At 67.5% G+C, this 26,709-nt stretch carries 20 protein-coding genes, 1 rRNA gene and 1 pseudogene; 13 read left to right on the top strand and 9 right to left on the bottom strand.

The features are described from left to right. The 3 genes from ABZX12_RS17785 to ABZX12_RS17775 all read right to left on the bottom strand — a co-directional run. Positions 1–173 (bottom strand): 16S ribosomal RNA (locus ABZX12_RS17785); the annotation flags it as partial. A gap of 1,140 nt (positions 174–1,313) precedes the next feature. After that, positions 1,314–4,166 carry a M36 family metallopeptidase gene (locus ABZX12_RS17780; protein WP_355694279.1) on the bottom strand — a complete coding sequence of 951 codons (2,853 nt, stop codon included), beginning with the start codon at positions 4,164–4,166 and terminating at the stop codon, positions 1,314–1,316. A gap of 272 nt (positions 4,167–4,438) precedes the next feature. Further along, positions 4,439–5,617 carry a hypothetical protein gene (locus ABZX12_RS17775; RefSeq protein ID WP_355694277.1) on the bottom strand — a complete coding sequence of 393 codons (1,179 nt, stop codon included), beginning with the start codon at positions 5,615–5,617 and terminating at the stop codon, positions 4,439–4,441. Between the two features lie 339 nt (positions 5,618–5,956). Here ABZX12_RS17775 and ABZX12_RS17770 point away from each other — a divergent pair, with 339 nt between their 5' ends. The 6 genes from ABZX12_RS17770 (at position 5,957) to ABZX12_RS17745 (ending at position 12,511) form a co-directional block, all read left to right on the top strand. Beyond that, positions 5,957–7,255: an extracellular solute-binding protein gene (locus ABZX12_RS17770; RefSeq protein ID WP_355694275.1), complete on the top strand. Its 1,299-nt coding sequence runs from the start codon at positions 5,957–5,959 to the stop codon at positions 7,253–7,255. Positions 7,256–7,329: 74 nt separating this feature from the next. Further along, positions 7,330–8,130: a sugar ABC transporter permease gene (locus ABZX12_RS17765; protein WP_355694273.1), complete on the top strand. Its 801-nt coding sequence runs from the start codon at positions 7,330–7,332 to the stop codon at positions 8,128–8,130. Beyond that, positions 8,127–8,939, top strand: coding sequence for a carbohydrate ABC transporter permease (locus ABZX12_RS17760; RefSeq protein WP_355694271.1), 813 nt, complete (start codon positions 8,127–8,129; stop codon positions 8,937–8,939). The genes ABZX12_RS17765 and ABZX12_RS17760 overlap by 4 nt, the downstream gene beginning before the upstream one ends. Then, positions 8,936–9,565, top strand: a complete 630-nt coding sequence (locus ABZX12_RS17755; protein ID WP_355694269.1) for a hypothetical protein — start codon at positions 8,936–8,938, stop codon at positions 9,563–9,565. Before ABZX12_RS17760 ends, ABZX12_RS17755 begins: the two co-directional genes overlap by 4 nt. Next, positions 9,549–12,008 (top strand): GH116 family glycosyl-hydrolase, encoded by a 2,460-nt coding sequence (locus ABZX12_RS17750; RefSeq protein WP_355694267.1) that lies wholly within the window; start codon positions 9,549–9,551, stop codon positions 12,006–12,008. Before ABZX12_RS17755 ends, ABZX12_RS17750 begins: the two co-directional genes overlap by 17 nt. A 17-nt stretch (positions 12,009–12,025) precedes the next feature. Further along, positions 12,026–12,511: a hypothetical protein gene (locus tag ABZX12_RS17745; RefSeq protein ID WP_355694265.1), complete on the top strand. Its 486-nt coding sequence runs from the start codon at positions 12,026–12,028 to the stop codon at positions 12,509–12,511. Between the two features lie 46 nt (positions 12,512–12,557). On the opposite strand, the gene ABZX12_RS17740 is transcribed toward ABZX12_RS17745, so the two are convergent. Next, the gene (locus ABZX12_RS17740) at positions 12,558–12,935 is read right to left on the bottom strand and encodes a DUF779 domain-containing protein (RefSeq protein ID WP_355694263.1); all 378 of its coding nucleotides are present in this window, start codon (positions 12,933–12,935) and stop codon (positions 12,558–12,560) included. Between the two features lie 4 nt (positions 12,936–12,939). Continuing rightward, positions 12,940–14,463: an aldehyde dehydrogenase gene (gene adh, locus ABZX12_RS17735; protein ID WP_355694261.1), complete on the bottom strand. Its 1,524-nt coding sequence runs from the start codon at positions 14,461–14,463 to the stop codon at positions 12,940–12,942. Positions 14,464–14,545: 82 nt separating this feature from the next. Between adh and ABZX12_RS17730 the strand changes: the two genes are divergently transcribed. Beyond that, positions 14,546–15,997, top strand: a complete 1,452-nt coding sequence (locus ABZX12_RS17730) for a GAF domain-containing protein (protein ID WP_355694259.1) — start codon at positions 14,546–14,548, stop codon at positions 15,995–15,997. 106 nt (positions 15,998–16,103) lie between these two features. Here the strand turns inward: ABZX12_RS17730 and ABZX12_RS17725 are convergent, their stop codons facing one another. Further along, positions 16,104–16,619: a hypothetical protein gene (locus ABZX12_RS17725; RefSeq protein WP_355694258.1), complete on the bottom strand. Its 516-nt coding sequence runs from the start codon at positions 16,617–16,619 to the stop codon at positions 16,104–16,106. Between the two features lie 189 nt (positions 16,620–16,808). On the opposite strand from ABZX12_RS17725, the gene ABZX12_RS17720 reads away from it, so the two are divergent. From ABZX12_RS17720 to ABZX12_RS17700, 5 genes are all read left to right on the top strand, one after another. Further along, the gene (locus tag ABZX12_RS17720; RefSeq protein ID WP_355694256.1) at positions 16,809–18,962 is read left to right on the top strand and encodes a (Fe-S)-binding protein; all 2,154 of its coding nucleotides are present in this window, start codon (positions 16,809–16,811) and stop codon (positions 18,960–18,962) included. A gap of 87 nt (positions 18,963–19,049) precedes the next feature. Next, entirely contained in the window at positions 19,050–19,847 is a 798-nt protein-coding gene (locus ABZX12_RS17715; protein WP_355694254.1) for a hypothetical protein, read from the top strand. 99 nt (positions 19,848–19,946) lie between these two features. Next, positions 19,947–21,518: an alkaline phosphatase D family protein gene (locus tag ABZX12_RS17710; RefSeq protein WP_355694252.1), complete on the top strand. Its 1,572-nt coding sequence runs from the start codon at positions 19,947–19,949 to the stop codon at positions 21,516–21,518. Beyond that, a complete protein-coding gene (locus tag ABZX12_RS17705) occupies positions 21,515–22,366 on the top strand; it encodes a hypothetical protein (RefSeq protein WP_355694251.1) in 852 nt (283 codons plus the stop codon). The genes ABZX12_RS17710 and ABZX12_RS17705 overlap by 4 nt, the downstream gene beginning before the upstream one ends. A gap of 13 nt (positions 22,367–22,379) precedes the next feature. Further along, on the top strand, positions 22,380–22,655 hold the full coding sequence (locus ABZX12_RS17700) for a hypothetical protein (RefSeq protein WP_355694249.1): 276 nt from the start codon (positions 22,380–22,382) through the stop codon (positions 22,653–22,655). A 12-nt stretch (positions 22,656–22,667) separates the two neighbouring features. Here the strand turns inward: ABZX12_RS17700 and ABZX12_RS17695 are convergent, their stop codons facing one another. The 3 genes and pseudogenes from ABZX12_RS17695 to ABZX12_RS17685 all read right to left on the bottom strand — a co-directional run. Continuing rightward, positions 22,668–23,225 carry a hypothetical protein gene (locus ABZX12_RS17695; RefSeq protein ID WP_355694247.1) on the bottom strand — a complete coding sequence of 186 codons (558 nt, stop codon included), beginning with the start codon at positions 23,223–23,225 and terminating at the stop codon, positions 22,668–22,670. Positions 23,226–23,412: 187 nt separating this feature from the next. After that, positions 23,413–23,967: a GNAT family N-acetyltransferase gene (locus ABZX12_RS17690; RefSeq protein ID WP_355694309.1), complete on the bottom strand. Its 555-nt coding sequence runs from the start codon at positions 23,965–23,967 to the stop codon at positions 23,413–23,415. A gap of 169 nt (positions 23,968–24,136) precedes the next feature. Beyond that, positions 24,137–25,069 (bottom strand): annotated as a pseudogene (locus tag ABZX12_RS17685) (IS110 family transposase); the annotation flags it as partial. A gap of 458 nt (positions 25,070–25,527) precedes the next feature. Between ABZX12_RS17685 and ABZX12_RS17680 the strand changes: the two are divergent. Further along, the gene (locus tag ABZX12_RS17680; protein ID WP_355694246.1) at positions 25,528–26,562 is read left to right on the top strand and encodes a hypothetical protein; all 1,035 of its coding nucleotides are present in this window, start codon (positions 25,528–25,530) and stop codon (positions 26,560–26,562) included. The last annotated feature ends 147 nt before the right edge of the window (positions 26,563–26,709 follow it).

Raw genomic sequence — 26,709 nt, 5'->3', positions numbered from 1 at the left:
ATCCGGTATTAGACCCCGTTTCCGAGGCTTATCCCAAAGTTGAGGGTAGGTTGCTCACGTGTTACTCACCCGTTCGCCGCTCGTGTACCCCCGAAAGGGCCTTACCGCTCGACTTGCATGTGTTAAGCACGCCGCCAGCGTTCGTCCTGAGCCAGGATCAAACTCTCCGTTGAAATCTATATGTCAACCACGACGAACCGCGGAAAACAGACTACTTTGAGTAGATCCTTCGAATCAGAAACAAATCAAACTGACTTTGAATCATTGTTTCAAAGGAATCCGACACAGAACAACAGACAAACCCAACACCCAAAATCTCAGAAAGACCAGGGGCAGGAGAGTCATCCAATGCCTGTGTACGGGGTTAATGCATCTTTCGGCATTGACTTTCGGCGCGCTGTTGAGTTCTCAAGAATCGGACGCACACCGCGCTTCTCACTTTCGTTCGAAGCCCCGGGGCAACCCGCCAAACTTTACTGTTCCGCTTCGAGCCGGTCAAATCGGCCCTCCTCGAACCAGCCTCCCTACACGACCCAGCACCCGAAACCCGCCCAGGCGTGTTTCGGCTTCCGAGACCTTCAGGGAGTTTGTCGGAGGGCCGGCCGCTTCCGCGTCCCGCGCCTCGCTCCAACAAGAAGAACACTACTGGCATTCGCGGTTCAAATGCCAATCGGGGTCCCCGTTGCTCTGGTCACGCCGCTCCGCACGGCCGGAGCGCCAGTCCGCCGCCGGCTTCACGACGAAGGGCATCCCGTGCCCCGCAAGTACGCCAGCGACTGCAACTCCCCATCGGTCGGCAGATCAGGGTGCTTGACCTCAGCCGGGTACTCGGGAGCATCGGTACGCCGAGGCTGCCGCGAACGCGCGACGGCGAGTGGCCCCGCACAGTTGGGCGCCACTGGAAGTGACGGGCCGGCGGCCGGGTTGGGTAGGTGCACGCAGGATGCTGGATTCGGCCACGCCACCCAACGGTTGCCCGCCGAAAGCCGCTCGCCCAGCAGTCACTCGCGAGCGCCGACTCGCAGATCGCCGACGGCACTCCGGCGAGAGCCCGAAACTCTCCGGCGCCGGCCGGGAACAGCTGCACCGCACTAAGCAGAGGTGGGTTGGAGTGCGCCGAGCATGTGCGCTGAGTGCGGCGACGAAGACGGCGGCTGCGAAGCAGGCGCGCTGACAAGCGCAGCGATGATGCACGCGGCTCGGAGCACGCGTGGGCTGATCACCTGCAGCGTTCACCCCTCGCAACAGCCGGAAGGCCGGTCGAGCGGTTGCTCGGCCGGCCTTCGCGGGGATGCTGCGCGGTTACTGCGGGGTTACTTGGTACCGAAGACCTGGAGTTCGGTCATGTCGGTGAACTGGCAGCCGCCGAAGGCGCCTGCGGGGCAGTTGTTCTGGAAGTCCGGGACCTGCGGGCTGAGCATCCAGAAGCGGACGTACTGGACGCCGGTGGTGTTGCCGGTCGGCGTGACCAGGTTGTACTTGCCGCGGTTGGTGGCGTCGAACGTGCCCTCCGCCGCGGTCGCCCAGGTGGTGCCGTCGGCCGAGGTCTCGATCCGGTACTGACCGGTCGAGGCGCTGCCCGGGTCGCCACAGGTGTTGGACGGGTCGACGTTGAACGCGCTGACCGTGACCGATGCCGGCAGCTTGATGTCGACGAACTTCGGGATCATCTGGTTGGTCGGGGTGCCGTTGTCGTCACCGGTGGTGCTGCCCCAGCCGGTGCCCTGGGCGTTGTCGATTGCACCGCCCGGGCCGCAGTTGTAGGCGCTGAAGTCCGGTCCGTTGAACTTGACGACCGAGCCGCCGCCGGATGCGGCCGCCCAGTTGCGGCGCGGCGCGAAGTTCGCCTTCACACCCGCCATGACCTTGACCGACTGGACGATCAGCTCATAGCCCGGAGCCGACACGACGATCTTCGGGTAGGTGCCCGGAGCGACGTTGCTGATCGAGTAGTTGCCGTTGGCGTCGGTCGTGCCGGCGTAGTCACCCGCATAGCCCGAGGAGTGACCGCCGACGTAGACCAGCGCGCCGACCACCGGTGCGCCGGTGTCCTTGTCGGTCACCTTGCCGCTGAGCGTGGTGGTGGCGCCTGTCGGCGGCTTGTGGAAGTCCTCGGCCGGGAAGGCGTCGCCGCCGTCCACGACACCGGCGTACCAGCCCATGCCGCGGTTGGCGAAGACGGTCCAGATGACGTCGGCGTTCTTGCCGCCGCTGGCGACCAGGTCGGCCTGGACGATCGCGTTGCGCATGTCGAGCATCGTCGGGTCGTTCGGCGACAGCTCCATCGCGCGGGTGATGATGCTCATCGCGTAGCTACGGCCGAAACGCTCGCGCAGGTCCCACAGGGTCTGTGCCCAGACCTCGCCGGAGGCGTGGACCTCGGGCGTGCCGCCGATGGTCGGGAAGTCGGCGTAGGTGTAGCCGCCCTTCGAACCGTCGGGCTGGACGCAGTTCGGGCTGACCGCCTTCACCCGGCAGTCGATCGCCTGGGTGCGGAACAGCTCGCCGTGCGAGACGTACTTGCCCTCGAGGACCTCGCCCGCAGCGGTGGTGTCCTTCTCCAGGCCGTGCGAGACCAGGTAGTCCATCGCGTAGAAGTCGCTCCACGCCTCGCCCATCGAGCCGGCCTGGATGCTGTTCAGCGTGGAGTTCCCGGTGGCGTCCACCACAAGGCGGTTCGACAGACCGTGGGTGTACTCGTGGTACAGGATGCTGGCGTCGTTGGCGCCGCTGGCCGGGACCCACGGGTCCTGCTCGTCGGTCGCGCCCGGCTGGTGCCACAGGTACATCTGCATGGTCGGCGGGGTGCCGTCCGGCGGGGTCGACATGTTCGCGTTGTCGATGTGGTTGGCGTCGGGGCCGCCGTTCGCGGCGGTGGCCGCGCCGTCCAGCGCGTTCAGCAGCACCGGGTCGCCGCCCGCGGCGTCGAACGAACCGGCCGCCGGGGTGAAGCTGATCGGCGCCTTCGCCAGCCAGTCGTGGAAGTTGCTGGCCAGGTAGAACGCGTTGGTGACGTCCTGGTTCATGTTCGTCTTCCAGGAGTCCGGCTTCGCCGGGTCCCAGGTGCAGATGTACGACGTGGAGCAGAACGAGGACGCGCTCTGGAACGGGGTCAGCTTGTACTCGGCGCCGGTCTTGGTGCCGGGCACCTTGACCGTCTCGCCGCCGTTCGGCTGGTTGTCGTCGTTGACGTCCGCCCAGGCCGCGACCGACGTACCGTCGAGGAGGGTCTTCGCGTTCTTGGGCAGCCACTTGTTGTAGATCAGGTTCTCGACCCGCTGGGTGCCGCCCTTGGGCGCGCCCGGGTAGTTGTCCTGGACCAGCGCGTCGCCGTTGCCCTCGCTGACCAGGTCCTTGCGGTACAGGGTGGCGCCGGTCTGGGCATCGACGACGTGGCTGTAGATCTTGGTGCCGCCGGAGTTGGTGTAGGTCAGCCAGCCCTTGCGCAGACCGTCGGCGGTGTGGAACCACACCTGCTTCGCGGTGTCGCCGTTGCTGAACTTCGTGCTGACACCGGACGTGCTCGCGGTCGCGGACTTCGCGCTGCCGCCGACGTCCTTGACCGCGGCGCTGCGCGCGCCCTCGGCCGAGACCTTCGGCGTGGCCGCGGCGGACCGGGACTGCGCGGCGGTGGTCAGGCCGGAGACCGGCGAGCCCATCACAGAGATCAACTGGCCGTTCTTGGTGACGTTGGCCTTGAGGCCGTTGCCGAACACCTCGACGCCGTCCACGACCTGGGTCCAGAAGATGTGGTGAGTGCCGAGGTCGTCGACGTAGTCCTTGCGCAGCTTCAGCGTGCCGAGGTCGGCGTCGGAGAGCTTGAAGACCTCCGGGTGGGCCTTCACGTAGCCGAGGGCAACGTCCGTGGCCTTCTTGGCGCTCTTACCGGTGAGGAACCCGTTCAGCTTGGTGACCTGGGCCGGGGTGCCGGTGTTCGGGTCGACCTCGACGACACCCTGGGCGCCGAGCGAGTCGCGGAACTTCTTCGCGGCCGCGGTCTCCTTGCCCTCGACCTTGGCGGAACGGGCATAGGTGGTGCGGGCGTTCGGCGTCCGGGCGTCGTAGTTGCCCTTCCGCTCCTTGCCGGCGTCCTGCTTCTCGGTCTGCGCGGGCTGCTTGCCCTCGGCACCGGCCGTCTGTGCGGCGTCCGCCCCAGCGGCGGTCATCGCCAGCACAGTGGCGGCGGCGGAGACGGCGGAGACTGCCAGGAGCCCCCGCCCTCTGCGTGATGTTGTCACAGCAAATCTCCATGGAGTTCGTGTCTGCGGGTCGCCCTCCACGACCCGTCCCGGGGGCTGACCTTAATTCCGAGGGAGGTTCCGGGGAAGGGAAATCTCCGGATTGACGTGGAGTCGAGGGTTGTCCTTCGTGCTCGGAACAGTACCGTTAGTGATCGGGCCATTGCACGTAGCCACGGCCCGATCACCGACAGTGCTTGTCAGAAGGCTCCGGCGCCGTTCGGCGTACCGAGGCCGGTCGGGCCGTCCCAGCCGGTGCGGGCGTTGCACCACTGGGTCGTCGGGCACGAGCCGTTGCTGCCGCTGGTCACGTCGAACAGCGAGCCCGGGTTGGCGTACGGCAACGCGTTCGCGTACCCGGCCGTGTTGCCGGACAGCGCGTAGACCGCCGCGATGATCGGCGCCGCCTCACTCGTCCCGCCGAACTGCGCCCAGGTCGACGTCGTCTTGCTGGTCGGGTAGTAGATCGCCATCCCGCCCTTGGACGGGTCGGAGGCGGCGGACACATCGGCCATCGCGCGCTTCGAGCACCCGGTGTCGAACGACGCCGCGGCGCTCAAAGCCGTGTTGTACGACGAGCAGCCCGACCCTGCGCCGCTCCACACGGACTCGCTCCAGCCGCGAGAGTTGCTGGCGGCAACCAACGACGTACCGCCGACGGCCGTGGTGTACGACGAGGACGCCGGGTAGCTGCCGCCCTGGTAGCCGTTGTCACCCGTCGACGCGGTGACCGCGATGCCCGGGTGGTTGTAGTAGCTGCCGTACGTCGCGTCGGAGGCGTCGCCGCCGCCGTAGCTGTTGGAGATGGCAACGACACCCGGCTGCTTGGACGCGGTCACGACCGCGGTGCCGAGGTCGGCGAAGCTCGCGGACTTGGCCTGGACGACGACGATCTTCGCGTCCGGCGCCGCCGCGGACACCGCGTCGACGTCGAGCGCCTGCTCACCGGCCCAGCCGACGTTGAACCGCGGCAACGACGTACCGCCGTTCTGGTCGATGATCCGCAGGCAGCCGTTGGCCGTCGTACACGCCGACAGGCCGAACTGCGACCGGTAGACACCGAGGTCGCGCTCCAGGTTCGGGTAGCCGTACGCGTCGACGATGGCGACCGTCCGGCCGCCCGCGCTCAGGCCGTTCAGCTTGTACGCGTCCCGCAGGCCGCTCGGCGTCAGACCGGTCGACGGCGGTGTGGTGGACGCGGGCGCGACACCCTTGTCGTTCACCAGCTTGATCGCGTCGCAGACCGCGGTGTGCGCGGCCGTGGTCGCCGAGCAGACCTTCGCGGCGTGCTTCCCGGCGGTGTAGGGGGTGGGGGCCGCTGCGGCTCCCGATGCGGTCAGTCCGACGACGGCGAGTGCACCGGCGCTCAGGGCGGACACGAGAATCCCTTGCCTCAACTGGACTCCTCGAGTTACGGCAGGCCTCCGCGTCGCGGTCCCGTGCGGCCGGTGGGCGGAGGCCGGCGTGATTGGGGTGATCGCATCGTGCGCCCGCCGGACCCGCGGATGCCAGCGATCGGACCGCTGACAAATGTCATGGGCGGATCCATGACACCCGCCCCGGCCGACCCCGTTTTCGCGCTTGATCGCGGGCCCCGCGACCCTCCGCGCCGCAGTGAAGGTTTCCCCGTGAGTTTCCCGGCGCCCGACCCTTGACACCGTTTCGCCGGGCAGGACTATGCTCCGGAGAAATCGATTTCCCGCGAGAGAGGTCCGCTCATGGATCACCCCCCGCTCAGTCGGCGACGGTTCCTCCAAGCGACCGGAGGTACGGCGCTCGCCGCCTCGGTGGCCGCCTGCGGAGGTGGCGGCAGCGGGGGCGGCGGCTCGTCCACCAAGGAGCTGTCGTTCGTCTACATGGGCACGGCCGAGCAGCAGGCGACCTGGAACAAGCTGTTCGCGAAGTTCACCGAGCAGCACCCGGAGATCAAGCTCAAGGCCGAGGGCATCCCGCTGTCGAACTGGGGCGACTTCTTCAACAAGCTCTCCACCCGGATCGCCGGCGGCCAGGTGCCGGACGTCATCCAGATCGCCACCGAGGGCCAGCGGCTGTTCGCGTCCAAGGGCCTGCTCGCGCCGCTCGACGACTACATCAAGAAGGACCAGTCGACGATCGACGAGTACTACGGCGACATGGACCCGAACCTGATCGAGTGGGACAAGAAGTACGCGTCCACCGACGGCAAGACGTACTACCTGCCGGGCGAGTTCAACACGATGTGCATGTGGTACTCGAAGGAGCTGTTCGCGAAGGCCGGCGTACCGGAGCCGACCGCGCAGTGGACCTGGGACGACTTCCGGCACGCGTGCGAGCAGATCAAGTCGAAGACCGGCGCCTTCGGGTACGCCGCCGGGCCGGAGTACTTCGCGGCGATCATGCCGTGGCTGCTCACGAACGGGACCAGCAGCTTCAGCGAGGACTGGTCGACGCCGACGTACGACGACCCGAAGGTGATCGAGGCGGCGGAGTTCAACCGGAAGCTGGTGGCCGACAAGCTGTCGCCGGCGCCCGGCGGCACGTTCGACGCGACCACCGCGGCGGCCCAGGGCAAGCTGGCGATGTTCGGCGGCGGCCGTTGGCCGATCATCAGCATCCGGAACCTGAAAGCGACCGCGAAGATGGGCATCGTGCCGTGGCCCACGAAGGTCGGGCAGGGGTCGCCGGTCGGCTGGAACGGCTACCCGATCCTGAAGGCGTCGAAGAAGAAGGACGACGCCTGGACGTTCATCAAGTTCCTGATCTCCACGGAGGGCTCGTCGACGTTCGCCCAGCTCGGCGGCACCATCGTCCCGGCGCGCAAGTCGATCGCGAACAGCCAGTCGTTCCTCACCGACGCGCCGAAGGGCACCGAGTACCTGTACCAGGCGCTCAGCTACGCGACCCCGATCCCGTCGCCGGACAAGGGCGCCGCGATCCAGCGGGCGATCGAGGACGGCTGGAAGCAGGCCCTGACCGGCAACGCCGCGCCGGCCGACGCGCTCGGCAAGGCGCAGACCACGCTGGAGGGATTGGTCTGAAACCCCACCTGAAGCCGCAGCGTCGCGACTGGCTGCCGGGCTACCTGTTCATCAGCCCGGCAGTCCTCTTGTTCGTGGTCTTCGTCGCACTCCCCCTGGTAGCCGCGTTCGGCCTCAGCCTGTTCCACTGGGACCTACTGAGTACGCCGGAGTTCGCCGGCCTGGACAACTTCCGGCAACTGGTGTCGGACTCAGCGACCGTCCGCGCGATGCTCAACACGTTCGTCTTCGCACTCGCGTCCGTGGTCACGCACATCGGGTTCGGGATGCTGCTCGCGCTCGGCGTCCACCGGACGATGACGCGCGGGACCAAGTACTTCGTCCGAACGGCGTATTTCTTCCCGTTCCTGGTCTCGTGGGCGGCGGTCGCGCTGATCTGGAAGTACGTCCTGGACCCGGCCTTCGGGCCGGCGAACTACTACCTCTCGTCGACGACGAACTGGCTGGCGTCGCCGACCTGGGCGCTGCCGACGCTGATCGTGGTCGACTGGTGGCACACGATCGGGTACACGTTCATCATCCTGCTGGCCGGCCTGCAGACCGTGCCGGGGCAGCTGCTCGAGGCCGCCCGGGTGGACGGCGCGAACGCGTGGTGGCGGTTCTGGGGCGTGACGCTGCCGGTGATGTCGCCGACGATCTTCTTCGCAGCAGTGATCACCTTCATCGGCGCGTTCCAGATCTTCGACCCGATGGTGATCATGACCCAGGGCGGCCCGGACGGCGCGACCCGCAGCATCGTGCAGTACACCTACGAGAAGGGCTTCCAGTCCTTCGAGGTCGGATACGCCGCGGCGCTGTCGCTCGTGCTGTTCGTGGTGATCATGGTCGTCACCGGCCTGCAGTTCCGCCTGTCGCGCCGGTGGGTGCACCAGTGAAGGGGAAGCTGCTCGACCTCGTGCTGGTGCTCGGCAGCGTGGTGATGATCGCGCCGCTGCTGTGGCTGGTCGTGAACGCGCTGTCGGAGCCGATCGACGCGTTCCAGTTGCCGCCGCGGTGGATTCCGCGGCCGCCGACGCTGCAGAACTTCGAGCAGGTGCCGGACCTGATCCCGTTCGCACAGATGGCGTGGAACAGTCTGCAGATCGCGGTGCTCACGACAGCCGGTGCGTTGCTAACCAGCGCGCTGGCGGCGTACGCGTTCAACCGGCTGCGGTTCCCGGGGCGGGACCAGATCTTCTCGGTGCTGCTGGCCGCGCTGGTGGTGCCGGTCCAGCTCACCGTCGTACCGATCTTCATCATGATGCGCTGGCTGCATCTCGTGGACACGACGGTGGCGATCTGGTTGCCGGCGCTGGTGAACGTGTTCGGGATCTTCTTCCTGCGCCAGTACATCGCCTCGATCCCGCGCGAACTGGACGAGGCAGCCATCATGGACGGCGCCGGGCACTTCTGGATCCTGTTCCGCGTCATCCTGCCGCTGGCCCGCCCCGGCCTCACCGCGCTCGGCATCTTCGTGTTCGAGGCGTCGTGGAACAACTTCTTCTGGCCGTACATCTTCCTGTCGTCCCCGGAGAAGATGACCCTTCCGGTCGGCCTGGTCTCACTGCAGGGCGCGGTCGGCGGCGGGCCGGCCGTCGTACTGTTCGCCGCCATCACCCTGGTCGTCCTGCCGATCCTCGTGCTGTTCCTGATCTTCCAGCGGTCCTTCATCGCCTCGATCGCGTCGACGGGCCTGCGCGCATGACCTACCTGCCTCGGGCATTGAAGGCTTTGTGGCACGAGCTCCCGGTCCTGGTTTCCGCGGGAGTCCTGGTCTGCGTGAGCTCCGGCCTCGTCGTCCTCGTCAGCCCCGGCCTGTCCCCGATCAGCCTTCTGCTCGGCGCCGTGCTGATCGGACCGACGTGGGCAGCCGTGACCGCGACGACCGACTCGATCGTCCGGGACGATCGCGGGGGCGTCCTGCTCCTACTCCAGCACCTCAAGCGCCACGCCCTGGCCGGCGTCGAGGTCGCCTGCGTGCCAGCCGTCATCGCCGCGCTGGCGTTGCTGAACTGGCAGCTCAGTACCAGCGCGGTCTTCGCGATCCCGCTGGCTGTCAGCGGTTGCGCGAGTGTGCTCGCCCTGGTCGGCTCCTGTCACGCCTTCAGCCTGCGCGTGAGCATGGGCCTGCGCGGTAAGACGCTCTGGCTCACGGCGCTGCACCTGGCTGCACGAGCCCCGCTTGTGCCCCTCGGCGTACTCGCACTGGCCTTTGTCGCCTTGCTCCTCGGCACCTCCGTGACCGCATCCCTATTACTACTCGCCCCCGGCCCGGTGGCGTTGTTCGCCTCCGCCGGTACATGGACGGAGAAACATGCACTACACCGGTGACAACCTTCGGCACTTCGCCCTCCCGCTGGGAGGTCTCGGCACCGGCACCGTCGCGCTGGCCGGTAACGGTGCGCTGCGGCAGTGGCAGCTGCACAACATCGGCAATCACGAGGGCCACGTGCCGGACAGCTTCTTCGCGCTCCGCCTGTCCCGCGTGGAACCCCCACTGGATGCGATCCGCCTCCTCCAGGGTCCACCGTCCGAGCCCACGAACACCCCGCTCGTCACCGACGACGTAGTCCCGGCTGCGGAGCGCCGCCTGCAGGACGTCCTGCAGCCCATCGGCCCGACCAAGGTCACCGCGACGTATCCACAGGCACATGTGGACTACGAGACGGAGCTGCCGATCGAGCTCGGCCTGGACGTGTTCAACCCGCTGGTGCCGTCCGACGCCGCGGCCAGCTCGCAGCCCGTCGTCGGGTTTACGTTCACGCTGCACAACCCGGGCGAGATCGCCATCCACGGCAAACTGGCCGGCGCGCTGCAAAACTCGGTCGGCTGGGACGGCGTCACACCCATCGACGGGGTGGCGAACAGCGGGTACGGCGGTAACACGAACCGCGTCCGGCACGCAGGCAACTGGACCTACCTGGTGCTCGAGAACGCCACGCTGCCCGTCGACCACCTCGGATCGGGGCAACTGGTGCTTGCCGCTGACAGCCCGGGACTGGTGTGTGCGCAGTGGACTCGGCCTGAGGAGTTTGTTGCCTTTCTCAATGGGCCGGTGTCCCCGGTCAGCGGGGCGAGTGCACCTGGGAGCACCTGGAACGGTGGGCTTGCTGTCCCGTTCAATCTGGAGCCGGGTGAGACGACACAGGTCCGGTTCCTGATCGCGTGGCACTTCCCGAACCGATATGTCGACTTCAACCAGTTCGGCCCGCACCCGGAGTACGGTCACAGTCGCTTCTGGCTGGGCAACGCATACACCCGTCGTACGCCGGACGCCGTCGCCGCGGCTGACTCCTTCATCGCCAACTGGTCCGAGCTGCACGCGCAGACCACAGCGTGGACCGACGCGTTCGAGTCGAGCAGCCTGCCCGGCGAGACGGGCCCACGGCTCGCTGCGCTCGTGGCCGACGTACGGAGTCCAACTGTTTTCCAGACCGCGGCCGGCGACGTACTGGGCTTCGAAGGCGTGCTCGGGGCGTCCACGGCAATGTGGGGTGGCCGGTACGGCGGCTCCTGTCCACTCAACTGCACACATGTGTGGAACTACGAGCAGACGCTCTCCCGCCTCTTCCCGTCGCTCGAGCAGAACATGCGTGACACGGAGTACGACGTCATGCAGGCGCCTGAGGGGTACATCCCGCACCGGGTCCGCGCACCGCTCTATATGAAGCAGCTGTGGGACGTGGTGATCGGCGGCCCGGAAGAGCCCGCTCTGGACGGCATGCTCGGCGCCGTACTCAAGACGTACCGCGAGGTGCGCCAAGGAGCCGGTCTGGACTGGCTGCGCAGTCGCTGGCCCAATGTCGTACGCCTGCTCGATCACATCCACGGCAAGCGGCTGCAGGACGGCGTACTGCGTGGCATCCAGCCCAGCACGCACGACATCGACCTGTGTGGCGTCAACTCGTTCATGGGCACGCTGTGGCTGGCCGCGCTGCGTGCCGCGGAGGAGATGGCAGTGCTGCTCGGCGAGGACGCCGAGGAGTACCGCAGCCTGTTCGACGCGGGCAGCGCGTCGTACGACGAGCTGCTGTTCACCGGCGAGTACTACCGGCAGATCCTGGACGCGGAAGAGACGCGGGACTTCCAGTGGGGCGACGGCTGCCTGGCGGACCAGCTGATCGGGCAGTGGTGGGCACACCAGCTCGACCTCGGCTACCTGCTGCCGGAGGACCACGTCCGTACGGCGCTGCGCAATGTCGTCCGGCACAACCTGCGGACCGGGTTCCACGACTTCGAGCACCCGTACCGCGTCTTCGCCGACGGCGACGACACCGGCCTCCTGATGTGCACCTGGCCGCACGGCGGTCGCCCCGACGTACCCACGCGGTACTGCGACGAGGTCTGGACCGGCTCGGAGTACCAGGTCGCCGCGCACTGCCTCTACGAAGGCCTCGCCGACGAGGGCATGGCCATCCTGCAGGGCCTCTGGGCCAGGTACGACGGCTCCCGCCGCAACCCGTTCAACCCCATCGAATGCGGCGACCACTACATCCGCAACGCGGCCGGCTGGTCCGTCCTGGAAGCCCTCACCGGCTACCGCTTCAACGCGCTCACCAAGACAGTCACGTTCGCCCCGCAGGCCGCAGCCCGCTCCGGCGAACACTGGAAGGTCCCGTTCGTCACCAACACCGGCTGGGGAACCGCCAGCTCCACCTCAGACACCCTCACGCTGGACTGCCATGCAGGCCACCTGGATCTCCAAGCCGTCACAGTCGAAGGCACCACCTACCAGATCACGCCCGGAAACCCCGTGGTCATCACAACAACCTGACCCCTACCGTCAAAGGCATGTCCCTTGTCGAACGCGCCCAGGCGCTGCAAGCCGAGGCCCAGGCCCTGTACCACCGCCTGGACCTCGGCACAGCCTTCCCATGGCAGCCGGTCCTGATCGGCAGCGCCCTGTCCGGCCTGATGGTCGACCGGGACCTCGACGTCATGTTCGACGCCCCCGACGCGACCAACGCAACCATCCTGAAGGGCCTGGTCACCCTCGACCGCGTCATTGAGATGCGCAGTGTCGACTTCAGGGACGAGCGGGACGACAGGCGTCCGACCCCGGCCGTCACCGACGAGCGCTTCTACGTCGTACTGCATACCGACACTTGGAAGATCGACCTGACCTTCTGGCTACACGTGGTCGATCGGCCGCATGTAGCTGAGGCGCTACAACTGCAGGCGGCCACGGACGAGCAGCGACTGGAGATCCTGCGACGGAAGGCCGCGGACAGCGAGCGGGACAGCTCTGCGATCTACGCGGCCGTACTGAGCGAATGAGGGAGTGCCGGCCGTCCGGCAACGCCACCGGACGGTCGGCACTCGTTCAGAGGAGTCCCAGTTCTGCGGACTCTTGGTCGGTGAAGAGGCGGGGGCGGATCAGGAAGCGGATGCCTTCGGGGGCCTCCACCGAGAAGCCGCTGCCTCGGCCTTTCACCACGTCGACCGTGAGCTGGGTGTGCTTCCAGTACTCGTACTGGTTCGCGGACATCCAGAAGCCGATCGGCTTCTCCACGCCGTCGACGACCAGGTCACCAAGATGCACGTCCGCCGACCCCGTACGAAATTCCCCGTCCGGGTAGCACATCGGCGCGCTGCCGTCGCAGCAGCCACCGGACTGGTGGAACATCAGCGGACCGTGCATCCCGGTCAGGCGGCGCAACCACTGCGCCGCCTCGTCGGTGAGCAGCACCTTCGCCACCACGGGCTCAGAAGAACCCGAGCTTCGAAGGGCTGTAGCTGACCAGCAGGTTCTTGGTCTGCTGATAGTGGTCGAGCATCATCTTGTGGTTCTCGCGGCCGATGCCGGAGTTCTTGTACCCGCCGAACGCCGCGTGCGCCGGGTACGCGTGGTAGTTGTTCGTCCAGACCCGCCCGGCTTGGATCTCCCGGCCGGCCCGGTACGCCGTGTTGATGTCGCGCGACCAGACCCCCGCTCCGAGGCCGTACAGCGTGTCGTTGGCGATCTTCATCGCGTCGGCGTAGTCGTCGAACCTGGTCACCGCGACGACCGGGCCGAAGATCTCCTCCTGGAAGATCCGCATCTTGTTGTCGCCCTCGAAGACCGTCGGCTGGATGTAGTACCCACCGGCCAGGTCCCCGCCGAGCTCCGCGGGACCGCCGCCGGTGAGCACCCGGGCGCCCTCTTCCTTGCCGATCCCGATGTAGGCGAGGATCTTCTCGTACTGGTCGTTGCTCGCCTGGGCGCCCATCATCGTGTCGGTGTCGAGCGGGTTGCCGAGCTTGATCGCCTGGGTCCGGGCCACCGCGTGGCCCAGGAAGCCGTCGTAGATCGACGACTGGATCAGCGCCCGCGACGGGCAGGTGCAGACCTCGCCCTGGTTCAGCGCGAACATCGTGAAGCCCTCGAGCGCCTTGTCGTAGAAGTCGTCCCGGGTGGACGCGACGTCGGCGAAGAACACGTTCGGGCTCTTGCCGCCGAGCTCGAGCGTCACCGGGATGATGTTCTCGGACGCGTACTGCATGATCAGCCGCCCGGTCGTGGTCTCACCAGTGAACGCGACCTTGGCCACTCTGTTGCTCGAGGCAAGCGGTTTGCCGGCCTCGACGCCGAACCCGTTGACGATGTTCACCACGCCCGGCGGCAGCAGGTCGTGGATCAGCTCCATCAGCACGTGGATGGAGGCCGGGGTCTGCTCGGCCGGCTTCAGGACGACGGCGTTGCCGGCCGCCAGCGCGGGCGCCAGCTTCCAGACCGCCATCAGGATCGGGAAGTTCCACGGGATGATCTGCGCGACGACGCCGAGCGGCTCGTGGAAGTGGTAGGCGATCGTGTCGTCGTCGATCACCGACACCGAGCCCTCCTGGGCCCGCAGCGCGCCGGCGAAGTACCGGAAGTGGTCGATCGCCAGCGGCAGGTCGGCGGCCAGCGTCTCGCGGACGGCCTTGCCGTTGTCCCAGCTCTCGGCGACCGCGAGCAGTTCGAGGTTCGCCTCGATCCGGTCGGCGATCTTGTTCAGGATGTTCGCCCGCTCGGCCGGCGATGTCCGGCCCCAGCCCGGCGCGGCGCCGTGCGCGGCGTCCAGTGCGGCCTCGACGTCCTCCGCCGTACCGCGGGCGATCTCGGTGAAGGGCGCACCGGTGACGGGCGTCGGATTCTCGAAGTACCCGCCCTTGACCGGCGGCACCCATTCGCCGCCGATGTAGTGCTCGTAGCGCGATTTGTACGTGACCGGGCTGCCATCCTGCCCAGGAGCTGCGAAGATCGTCATGGGTCCTCCTTCGGAACCGACGTTGGACGGGACACTAGGCACCGGCACGTTGCACGGACGTTGCACCGCGGAGTGAGGCTGGATGGACGCACCGGAGCAGGCCCGCCGGCTGAGCGGGCTGTACGACGAGGTGCTCGGCGGCGGCCGGGCCGCGGCCGACCCGCGCCCACTGGTCGCCGCGTCCTGGGAACGCTCACTGGCCGCGGCCGTCGACCCCGAGCTCGACGCGCCGCCGATGATCCTCGACGAGGGCGCCGTCGCTGAGTTGCGCGCCGACCATCCGCTGCGCGCCGTGCTGCCGGTGCTGCGGCAGACGCTGACGACGATCGCCGACGAGGCGTCGCACATCATGATCGTCACCGACGCCCAGGGGATGATCCTGTGGCGCGAGGGCGCATCCGACGTCAAGCGGACGGCCGACCGGATCGCGCTGTCGGAGGGCGCGGTGTGGTCGGAGGACCAGATCGGCACCAACGGCATGGGGACGGCGCTCGCGGTCGGCGAGCCGGTCCAGATCCACTCGGCCGAACACCTGGTCCGCCGGATCCACGAATGGACGTGTGCGGCCGCGCCGGTCCATGACCCCGACACCGGCAGACTGCTCGGCGCGGTCGACGTCTCCGGTCCGCTGCGTACGGTGCACCCCGCGATGGTCGCGCTGGTGACCGCGGCCGCCCAGCTCGCCGAGGGCCAGTTGAGAGTCCGGATGGCCGCGGCCGACGAGATGCTGCGGGCTCGCAACATGCGGCACCTGATGGCGCTCGGCGACGCGCCCGGCGCATTGCTGACCCCGACCGGCCGCGTCCTCGCCGTCCAGCCGCTCGAATGGTTGCCCGACCGCCTCGTCGTACCGGAAGGCGCCGACCGGATCGACCTCGGCGACGGGCGCGAGGGCCTGGTCGAGCGACTCGACGAGGGCTACCTGCTGCGCATGCCCGGTACGCCGGTGCGCCGTGCGCGACCGTCCCTGCGGTTGAAGCTGCTCGGCTCGGGCCAGCCGATCGCGGTCGTCGGCGGCCGCGAGATCGCGCTGACGTTGCGGCGCGCCGAAGTCCTCGCACTGTTGTTACTGCAGCCGACCGGGCTGACCGCCGAGCAGCTGATGCTCCAGCTGTACGGCGACGAGGGCAACCCGACTACGGTCCGCGCCGAGATGCACCGGCTGCGGAACCTCCTCGGCGGCGGCGTCCTCGACACCAAGCCGTACCGCATCGTCGCGGACGTCAGCAGCGACGTCACCGAGGTCCAGAAGGCCCTGCGTCACGGTGACCTCGAGCAGGCGGTCGCGTCGTACGCCGGCCCACTGCTCGCCCGCTCCGAGGCCCCGGCACTGCGCGCCGAACGCGACGAGCTCGACGCCACCCTCCGCCGCGCCGTCCTCGACACCGGCGACCCCGAACTCCTCTGGAAGTTCGCCCAGACGCCGACGGGCGCCGAGGACCTCGAGGTGTTCGAGACCCTCGACACCGCACTGCCTGCGGACGACCCCCGCCGCCCGGCGGTCACGGCCCGACTGGCGCGTCTCGTCGATTGAGCGGACACCCACCGCTCACCAACCTCCGCCGACGGCCCTCGGTGATGTCCGGGTGAGCGTGAGCCTGCCCGGACACCGCCGGTTGGTGAGTGACTGGGGTCCGGGCTCACTCGCGGCCGACGAGGATCCACAGGTAGTCGCGGTTCTTGGTCGGGAACGTGGCCGTCCGGTTGCTGATCTCCTTGGTCTTCTTGCAGTCGCTGGTCGTGTACTTCCAGCGCACGACCTGCACCCGCCAGGACTGCTTGAGCTGGTGCAGCCGGCGGACCTTCCCGGCCGGCACCTCCGCCGTGTACGACCAGCTGTCGGTCACCGAGTGGGACTTGCCCACGGTCTTGGAGTACTTGTTCTGGATCTCCGCGATCACCAGCGGGATGCTCACCCCGAGATCGCCGGACCAGGACGAGTTCGACTCCGACGTCGCGGTCTTCTGGTAGGTGATCCGGCCCGGCCCCTCCATCCAGTCGCTGTACAGGTTCGTCCCGACGTACACCTCGTGACCGCCGCGGGTGTACCAGTTGACGGTGTTCGTGTCGCATGTGGCCGCGGCCGCCGTACCGGCAGGCACCACCAGACCGGTCGCGACCAGCACTCCAGCAGCGATTCCCCGACGAAGACGCATCGTTCTCTCCCACCGAAACCGATTGACAGGTACTGCGGTTGCAGTGGTTGGAAACTTACGAAGTGACCTATGATGACGGCAAGAAGTCTTCTGTAACGCTGTGTATCGGTTTGGTGACAGGCCAATTGGTGGCGTGACGAGCCCTACACAGACATGACTGACGAGTAACCAACCAATAACATCGCTGGTATGCAGATCCTCGCCATCGTCGTCTCGCTCGCGGTGACCCTGGTCGCCGTCGCGCTGTTCGGCAAGACGATCGGGCACATGGTGTCCGTCATCAAGCTCGGTCAGCCCGCCGGCCGGACCGACGAGCCGGGCAAACGGACCGTCACCCTGGCCAAGGAAACCCTCGGCCACACCCGGATGCTGCAGTGGAGTCACATCGGGGTGATGCACTGGTTCGTCGCGTTCGGGTTCATCGGGCTGTTCCTGACCCTGGTGACAGCGTTCGGCCAGCTCTTCGACCCGCATTGGGCCCTGCCGATCATCGGGCACTGGTTCGTGTTCGAGTGGGTCAGCGAGGCGCTCACCTGGACGGGTCTGGTGTCGATCGTCGGGCTGATCCTGATCCGCCTGCGGCACCTGCCGAAGGGTGCCGAGGGTCGCTACTCCCGGTTCTACGGTTCGACGTCGTGGCAGGCGTACTACGTCGAGTACACGATCCTCGGCGTGCTGGTCTGCATCCTGCTGCTCCGCGGCCTGGAGTACGAGCTGAGCGGCGCCTCGAAGTTCCACTTCCCGATGACGTACTTCATCGGCACCGGGCTGTTCGGCGGACTGAGCGAGCAGGGTCTGGAGAACGCGGTCTACCTGGTCGCGATGATCAAGATCCTGATCTCGTTCGCCTGGATGATCACGATCTCGCTGAACGCCACGATGGGTGTCGCCTGGCACCGGTTCACGGCCTGGCCGAACATCTGGTTCAAGCGCAAGCCCGACGGCGGTACGGCGCTGGGCGCGCTGCAGCCGATCATGGTCAACGGCGCCCCGATCGACTTCGAGAACATCGACGAGCTCGACGAGGACGCGGCGCTCGGCGTCGGCAAGGTCGAGGACTTCACCTGGAAGGGCCTGCTCGACTTCACCACCTGTACCGAGTGCGGGCGGTGCCAGTCGCAGTGCCCGGCCTGGAACACCGACAAGCCGCTGTCGCCGAAGCTCGTCATGATGAATTTGCGCGAGCACGCGTACGCCAAGGCGCCGTACCTGCTGGCGTCCTCGGACGAGGAGCGCAAGTCGCTGCCGGAGCTGGTGCTCGCCGAGCAGGACAAGCCGTTGGTCGGGCCCGCGGACGTCGCGGTCATCGACGAGGAGGCGCTGTGGGCCTGCACCTCGTGCGGTGCGTGCGTCCAGCAGTGCCCGGTCGACATCGAGCACGTCGACGCGATCATGGACATGCGCCGGTACCAGGTGCTGATCGAGTCGTCGTTCCCGTCCGAGCTCAACGGGCTGTTCAAGGGCCTGGAGAACAAGGGCAACCCGTGGAACATGAACCCGTCCGGCCGGATGGACTGGGCCAAGGACCTGCCGTTCGAGGTCAAGCAGGTCGGTGCCGACGTCGAGTCGCTGGACGAGGTCGACTACCTGTTCTGGGTCGGGTGCGCGGGTGCGTTCGAGGACCGTGCGAAGAAGACCACGCAGGCGGTCGCCGAGCTGCTGAACATCGCCGGCGTCTCGTTCGCCGTGCTGGGCGACGGCGAGACCTGCACCGGTGACCCGGCGCGGCGGTCCGGCAACGAGTTCGTCTTCCAGCAGCTGGCGATGCAGAACGCCGAGGTCTTCAAGGAGACCAAGGTCCGCAAGGTCGTCTCTACCTGTGCGCACTGCTTCAACACCTTGAAGAACGAGTACTCGCAGCTCGGCGTCGAGCTCGACGTCATCCACCACACGCAGCTGCTGAACCGACTGGTCCGCGACGGCAAGCTGACGCCGGTCGCGCCGACCGACAGCTCTCTCAACGGCCAGAAGATCACCTACCACGACCCGTGCTACCTCGGTCGCCACAACCAGGTGTACGACGCACCGCGCGAGCTGCTCGACATCATCCCGGGCGCGGAGTACGCCGAGATGCCGCGGAACCGGACGAAGTCGTTCTGCTGCGGCGCGGGCGGCGCGCGGATGTGGATGGAGGAGAAGCTCGGCACCCGCATCAACCTGAACCGCACGACCGAGGCGGTCGAGACCGGCGCCGACAAGATCGCCACCGGCTGCCCGTTCTGCCGGGTGATGCTGTCCGACGGCCTCACCGCGAAGCAGGCCGACGGCTCGGCCCGCGAGTCGGTCGAGGTCCAGGATGTCGCGCAGCTGCTGCTCGCCTCTGTAAAGCGTTCGGAAAGCTGATCTGCAACTAGCTGCAAACCCCTTCCTTCCCAGGTGGTCCAGACCATAAGATCCACCGTCTGCATCCCCTGGGGAGGAAAACGCATCATGAAGTTCCGTGCCGCCGTCGCCACCGCGGCCGCCGTACCGCTGGCTCTCGGCCTCGCCGCCTGCGGCAACGACCAGCCCGAGGCCACCGGCTACAAGCCGAGCACGCCGGCGTCCACGCCGACCGCCGGGAAGCCGGCTGCCGACAACACCGCCAAGCCCGCGACGGTCGCCCGTCTCAACCGCGTGACGTTCGTCCCGGCGATGACGAGGGCGATCGCCAAGCAGAAGTCGTGGCACACCACCGGCACGATGACCGTCAACGGCACGCCCGCGATGACGATGGACGGCTACCAGACGACGGACCCGGTCGCGATGTCCATGGAGATGAGCGGCGCGGCCCTCGAGGGCAAGACCGGCAAGGTCATCGTGGTCAAGGGCACCGCGTACGTGTCGATGCCCGGGCTGACGCCGGCCGGGAAGTTCGTGAAGTTCAAGTCCGGCCTGAACAGCCAGCTCTCCGAGCTGGTCGAAGGCGGCGACCCGACCAAGATCTACAAGTCCTTCAGCTCCAGCATGGTCAACGTCAAGTACGTCGGCGTCCAGACGGTGCTGGGACAGAAGCTCGACCGGTACGACGTGACCGTCAACACCGCGAAGGCACTCGCCGCGCAGGGCAAGAAGGTGCCCGAGGGCGTCCCGTCGACGCTGACCTACTCGATGTTCATGGACAAGGCGCACCTGATCCGCCGCATGAGCTTCGAGATGGGCCCGGTGGAGATGGTGATGGACATGACCAGCTACAACAAGCCGGTGGACATCACGGCGCCGCCGGCGAGCAAGATCGTTTCGCAGTAACGGCCGGAATCGGTCATTCTCCCACCCTAGTGTGTGAACTTCTCGTAATCTCCCGTTACGGATGTGATCACCTCGGGATGATCGGGTGGGTGGGTGCCGATGCCGACAACACGACGCAACTTCCTCACCGTCAGCGGAGCAGCGGCGGCGCTCGCGCTGGGCGGCAGTCTTCCGGAGATCCGGAGCGCTGTCGCGGGATGGACGGGCCGGCCGGACCGGCGGGATCCGTTCACGCTCGGTGTCGCGTCCGGCGATCCGTTGCCGGACGCGGTGGTGATCTGGACCCGGCTGGCCCCCGATCCACTCGCGCCGTTCGGCGGGATGGACCGGCGGCCGGTCGAAGTGCAGTGGCAGGTCGCGGCCGACGAGCAGTTCCACCGGATCGTCCGCGCGGGCACGGCCCGGACCGGACCCGAGTCGAGCCATTCGGTGCACGTCGACGTCCGCGGCCTGCAGCCGTGGCGCCACTACTGGTACCGCTTCCGCGTGAACGGGCAGCTCAGTCCGGTCGGCCGGACCAAGACGGCACCGGCGTACGACGCCGTCGTTCCTGAACTGTCGCTGGCCTTCGCGTCCTGCCAGGCTTGGTGGGAGGGCTGGTACACGGCGTACGCCGACATGGCCCGGCGCGACCACGACGTGGTGTTCTTCCTCGGCGACTACATCTACGAGTTCGGCATCGACCGCGGCATCCGGCCGCACTCGAACGAGCCGCACATCACCCAGCAGACCGTGACGCTGGACGAGTACCGGCAGCGGTACGCGGCGTACAAGCTGGATCCCGACCTGCAGAGCGCGCACGCGAAGGCGCCGTGGATCGTGACGCTCGACGACCACGAGGTGGTCGACAACTGGGCCGACGAGGCGCATCCGAGCGCGCCGCCCGCGCAGTTCCGGGTCCGCCGCGCCAACGCGTTCCGCGCGTACTGGGAACACATGCCGCTGCGGCTCGCGCAACTGCCCAAGGGTCCGGACATGCAGCTGTACCGGCGGTTCAGGTACGGGCGGCTCGCCGAGTTCAGCGTGCTCGACACCCGCCAGTACCGGTCCGACCAGGCGTACGGCGACGGCACGAAGGCGCCCGGTCCGGAGACGGAGGACCCGGCGCGCACGATCACCGGTGACGCGCAGGAGAAGTGGCTGCTCGACGGCTGGGCCGCGTCGCAGACCCGATGGAACGTGCTGGCGCATCAGACCGCCATCGCGCGGCTGGACACGAAGGACGGTCCCGACGTGCTGGTCCCGATGGACACCTGGGACGGGTACGAGGCATCCCGGAACCGGATCCTCGGCGGCGCGGTCGAGCGGAAGGTCCGCAACCTGGTCTCGATCGCCGGCGACCTGCACCGCAGCGTGGCGTCCGACCTGAAGCTCGACTTCGACGATCCGGGGTCGGCGACGGTCGGCGCCGAGTTCGTCGGTACGTCCATCACCTCCGGGATGGACGGTCAGGACCTCGATGCCGGTGGCGCGACGTTGCTGCGGGAGAACCCGCACCTGAAGTTCGGCAACTTCCAGCGCGGGTACGTCAGCTGCAGCGTCACACCGCAGCGGTGGATCTCCGACTACCGCGTCGTCGACAAGGTGTCCGTCCAGGGCGGCACCGTGAGCACACGCGCCGAACTCCTCGTCGAGGATGGCCGCCCCGGCATCGCGGAGGTGCAGCAATGAGGATCCCCCGACAGACCGTCGTCGCGGCCGGCACGCTGGTCGCCGCCGCCCTGCTCGGCTCCAGCTCGATGCCTTCGGCAACTTCCGACGTGGCGATCGGCGTCACGCCGGAGACACTGAACGTGGTCGGCCTGCCGTGCTTCCCGGGTCTGCTGAACCTGACGATGACCAACACCGGGACCCAGGACCGGTATGCCGACCTGACGCTCGAGCCGACCGGTCCGCTGCAGCTGTCCCGCACGCTGTTCTCGTCCTGGCTGCCCGCGGTCGACCCCGACCAGCCGGTGTCCGCGCCGGTCGAGGTCCGCGTCCCGCGGGACACCGCGCCCGGGAGCTACACGATCGACGTAGAGGTCGACCAGTCGCGGGTGAGCGTCCCGGTGACGGTCGACCCGCTGCCGCCGAAGGGCCCGGGCGACAACCTCGCGCTCGGCGAACAGGCGACCGCCTCGTCCACGCACGGCAACTTCACCCTCTGCGGCGCCGTCGACGGCGACAAGGACTCCGAACACTGGGACACGCTGACCGGCTGGAACGACGGCACCCGCGCCGCCTTCCCCGACACGTACGACGTGGCCCTGTCCGCGCCCGCGACCGTCAACCGGGTTGAGCTGTACACGCTCGACTCGGCGAAATACCCGGCCCGTCTGAACGGCCTGCGCGACTGGGACGTGCAGGCCCACGTTTCCGGCGCCTGGCAGACCGTGGCCCAGGTCCGCGGCAACACGGCCGGCCACGTCACGTCGACGTTCACCCCCGTCCAGGCCGACGCCGTCCGCATCCTGTGCCTCGACGGCAACGACCACACCTACTCCCGCATCGTCGAACTGGAGGTCTACGGCAGCTGACTACTGTTTCGGCATGAGCTGGACAGAGGATGAGTATGTCGAGTACCTCGCCGGCGAGCGCCGACGGTTCGCCTGGACGATGCACCGGTACGGCGAGCTGACACCCATCGAGGCGGAGAACGCCGCGCTGGAGCGCTACCCGTACGAGTCGCCGCACACGCCGTACCGCGGTCTGATCTTTCACGACGAGGCATGGCAGTGGGCATTGCTGGAGATTTACGGAGAGGACTACCCCCGCACGCATCCGGAATTGGTCACGCCACCGGCCGAGTACGGAGCACTCGACTGAGAGTATTGCCATTCAACCGTTTGATGCATTGGGCATCGATCCCAGCCCGAAGTGCCGAAGAATTCGCTCGGCCACCGCGTGCGGAGCGAGGGCGGTCGTGTCGATCGAACACTCGTCCAGGTCCGCGGCTTCGAGCCGTGCGGCGATCTCGTCCCAACGCTTCAGGTGCCAGTCCAGCGCCGGTTGCTGACTCGCGCTGTAGCGCCCGCGCAACCGCCGACGGGTCACGTGGGCATCGGCCGTGAGCCGAACTGGGCGAACCGGACACCCGACCGCCGCTTCGTAACGGTCGCGGGCAGCTTCGGTCGAGATCACTCCGCACATCACCAACTGCCGCGGACCCGCCGTCCGGTACCTCTTCCAGACCGCGGCGATGTTGTCCGCCTCGAGCAGAGCGTTGTCCTGCTCCGCAGGCGGCCAGGACCGGTGGAACCAGTCGACATCCATCAGGCTGAACGGCCTGCCCGCCTGCGCGAGCAGATCACCGACATGCTCCAGGGTGGCCGATTTGCCGACCCCGTATCCGCCGTTCAGAAAGATCGCGTATTCGGACCGCGCCACCTCGAACACTCCCTGCACCGTCCTGACGTGACAAACCCCGCAGGCCGGGTCCGGTCTGCGGGGTCTGGTGGAGCGGGTGACGGGAATCGAACCCGCACTGTCAGCTTGGGAATCGCACAAGATCGGCTGTGAATGGGCCTCTACGCCAGTTCGACGCGCTCTCGCGTAGCCTTGCTTGGCCCTGGGTGACACCACCTTATGGCCCGTGGGTGGCCCGGTCCCTCGCCAGCGGGGAATCGCGACCGGCGGCTGGACGCTTGATCTCGAACAGGAAGCTGTCACGGCCTGCCGCGTCAGGTCGGGTTCCCACGCGAACCGCACCGACTTTCTCAAGCGCTCGTTGAGAACGCCGGTTGTCTGGGCCGACGAGGAACACGACCCGCTCAACGAAGCGGAACGCGTGTTCCAGCATGAGGGCCTTGAGCTGCCTGTTGGCCTGTCCGCCCCAATACGACCTGGCAAGGAACGTCCACCCGATCTCGACCTCGCTGCGTCGCTGATCGTAACCGTGGAATCGGGACGACCCGATGATGTCGCCTCCAGCGGACGTGACCGCCAGGGCGCCGCCGGACGCGAGGGACTCCGCGAAGAACCGGGTGAAGAGGTTGCGCCGGTACCGGTCCCTGACGGGATGCTGCTCCCAGATGAGGGGGTCTCGAGCTACCTGATAGAGAGCGTCGAAATCCGTCGAACGCAGGGGCCTGACGCCGAGGAGATCCCCAAGGAGCACGGGCTGTAGATCGAACGGCATGATCGAGTGTAACGGCGGGCCTGCCAGCCTGGGGGATGCTCCTATGGATCGTCAAGTGGTGGTCAGGACGTAGTAGAGCTCGCGGGCGATGAGTCGTTTGAGGCAGCGGATGGTGTCTTTTTTTGGAGAGTCCTTCGGTGGTTCTGCGGTTCATGTAGGCGCGGGTTCTGGGGTCCCAGCGGAGTCGGCAGATGACGATGCGGTGGATGGCGGCGTTGGCTTGGCGGTCGCCGCCGCGGTTGAGGCGGTGGCGGTGGGTTCGCCCCGACGAGGCGGGGATGGGTGCGACGCCGCAGAGCATCGCGAAGGCTGCTTCGGAGCGGATGCGTTGGGGGTTTTGGCCGGCGGTGACCAGGAGTTGTCCGGCGACGTCGGTGCCGACTCCGTTGAGTTCGAGCAGGCGGGGGTTGATCGCCTCGACCAGCGGGGTGATGAGGGTGTCGAGTTCGGTGATCTGTTCGGTGAGTTGGTTGTGGTGGCGGGCCAGGCTGCGCAGCGCGGTTTTGGCTGCCTGGCATGGCTGGCCGATCCGGGCTGCGTCTGGGCGTAGCGCGGCGCAGGTGGCGATGAGTTCAGGTGTGGGCAGGTCGCGTAGTTGATCGCGGAGTGGTTCGGGTGCGGTGACGATGAGGGTTTTGATGCGGCGGACGCAGTCGGCGCGGTGGCTGATCGCGCAGCGGCGCGCGACGCGCAGGTTGCGGAGTGCTTCGACGTTACCGGTGCGGTTCTTGGGTGTTCCTGCACGTGTGCCGGAGGCCGCCGCGCGGGCGGCTGCTTCGGCGTCGATCGGGTCGGACTTGCCGGCTGAGCGGCGGGTTTTGCGGTCTGGGCGGTCGACATCGATCACGGTCATGCCTTGGCCGGTGAGGTAGCTGGTGAGGCCGTTCCCGTAGGCGCCGGTTCCCTCGACCCCGATCCGCTGGACCGTCCCGAACGCCTGCAGCCAGGCCAGCAGCTCCTGGTAGCCGGCCGCGGTGGCGGGAAAGGTTCGGTGGTCCAGGAGCCGGCCGACGGGATCGATCACCGCCGCGGTGTGGGTGTCACGGTGGGTGTCGACCCCGCCGAACACGCCGTACTGGAGACCGGTTCCTGTTCGTGTCATGGTGGACATTGCCGTCCTCTCGCTAGGGCTAGGGCGGCACGCACCAGCCGAGGCAAGCGGGACAGAACAGTGATGGGTGCCTGCTGGCACAGGCTCCTATGAAGTCACCAACAACCCTCTGGCCCGGTGAGTGCACGTGAGCCCCGCAAGCAGGCGACCGACGAATCCCGTTCAAGACCCTAAGTCAGTTAGGCGACGAGTCAGGACGACCGCTGCGGGGCTCACCCACATCATCCTCACTGTTAGAAGAAGATCGCGGATGGCTGGTCGGGTGATGTCTCCTCTGATCAGCCCGTCTGCCGATGTCGGGCAGCGTCGGCCTTAGCGGGCGGCGTTGGCTGTACGGATGGCTGTACCGGGTGGAGGGCGGAACTACAAGGTCGGTGATGCGCCGCATACTTTTACTGTCCTCCATATCGATCGGCCGTCAACGCCAGCGGAGGAGCAGGGGGTGAGCCGTGAAGTCAACACGCCGGTGGAGCCAGACTCCCGTCTGCCTCCTGTTGCTAACGGCGATAACGGCGTGCGACTGGCGGCAGTCCGGCGCCGCAAACGAGATACCCAGCCCGCCCGGTACTCGCCTGAACGCCCCGGACGGAGAGATCGCCGTCATCGTGTGGCTACCCGACGGGCACATCTACTTCCACGGGACGCCTAACCTCGATACCCCGTACCGCCTCATGCGCATCGCACCCGGCCAAGCCGCGGAACCTGTCGACCTGCCGCAGGTGCCCGGTTGCCGGCGCACCGACTACCTGCTACCGCACCGGCTGCCAGACGGTCGCCTCGGCCTGGCCCGCAAGTGCATCACCGACGACTCGGAATCCACCGGGTTCACCCTGATCGCGTACGACCCGGCCAGCGGACGCATCGAGGATCTGGCCCCCCTCGGCAAGCGCCTACCCACCGGTGTCAGTCGGCGCCGGGACCTGGACAGCGGCTACCTGTCCCACGGCTCTGGCATCTGCGACGGGTTCGCCCCGATCACGCGGCGTGGCATCGGCGACCTACCCGGCCCGGTCACCCTCGACGGGCACACCTGGCGGCTGGACGAAATCTTCCGCCAGAAGGGGTCGGACAGCTGCCGAGACCAGGGCCGCGCCGGCTGGGCGGTGCTCTCCCCAGACAACCGACAGCTCATCTTCGCAGCCGCCCCAGACGCCCAAGGCGACAGTGGACAGAGCCGAACCGACGCCCCGTCGCAGATCTATCGACAGGACCTGCCCAACGGCCCGCCCCGCAAGCTGGCCTCCGGCTTCACCGCGCTCCTTGGCATGGAGATTTCTCCCGATGGCCGAAGCTTGGCAGTTGCCGGCGGCCGCAGCCGCGAGCGGGGGGTCTGGCTGATCGACCTCAGCTCTGGGTCGATGCGCAAGGTCGCGGACGGGCCGCTGAAGTATCCCAGCTTCTCCCCGGACGGCGGCCGCCTCGCCCTTGTGTTCTCCCCTGACCTGGAAATGGCGCAACTGCGGGTGCTCGACGTCCCGAAGTAAGACGCCTCCTTCCAAAGCGGCACACAGCCTCATGGCTGCTTCGCCGGATGGCTGGTCAGAGGGCATCACCCCGGTCAGCGTGGCTGCCATTGTCGGGCAGCGGCGGCGCCAGCGGCGCGGCTCGCACCTGGGAGAAACCGCGGATCT

Origin of the sequence: Kribbella sp. NPDC003505, from assembly GCF_040610875.1 — a bacterium.
Classification (GTDB): Bacteria; Actinomycetota; Actinomycetes; order Propionibacteriales; family Kribbellaceae; genus Kribbella.
The sequence above is the reverse complement of the archived record's forward strand: the minus strand, read 5'-3'. Positions and strand labels throughout refer to the sequence as shown.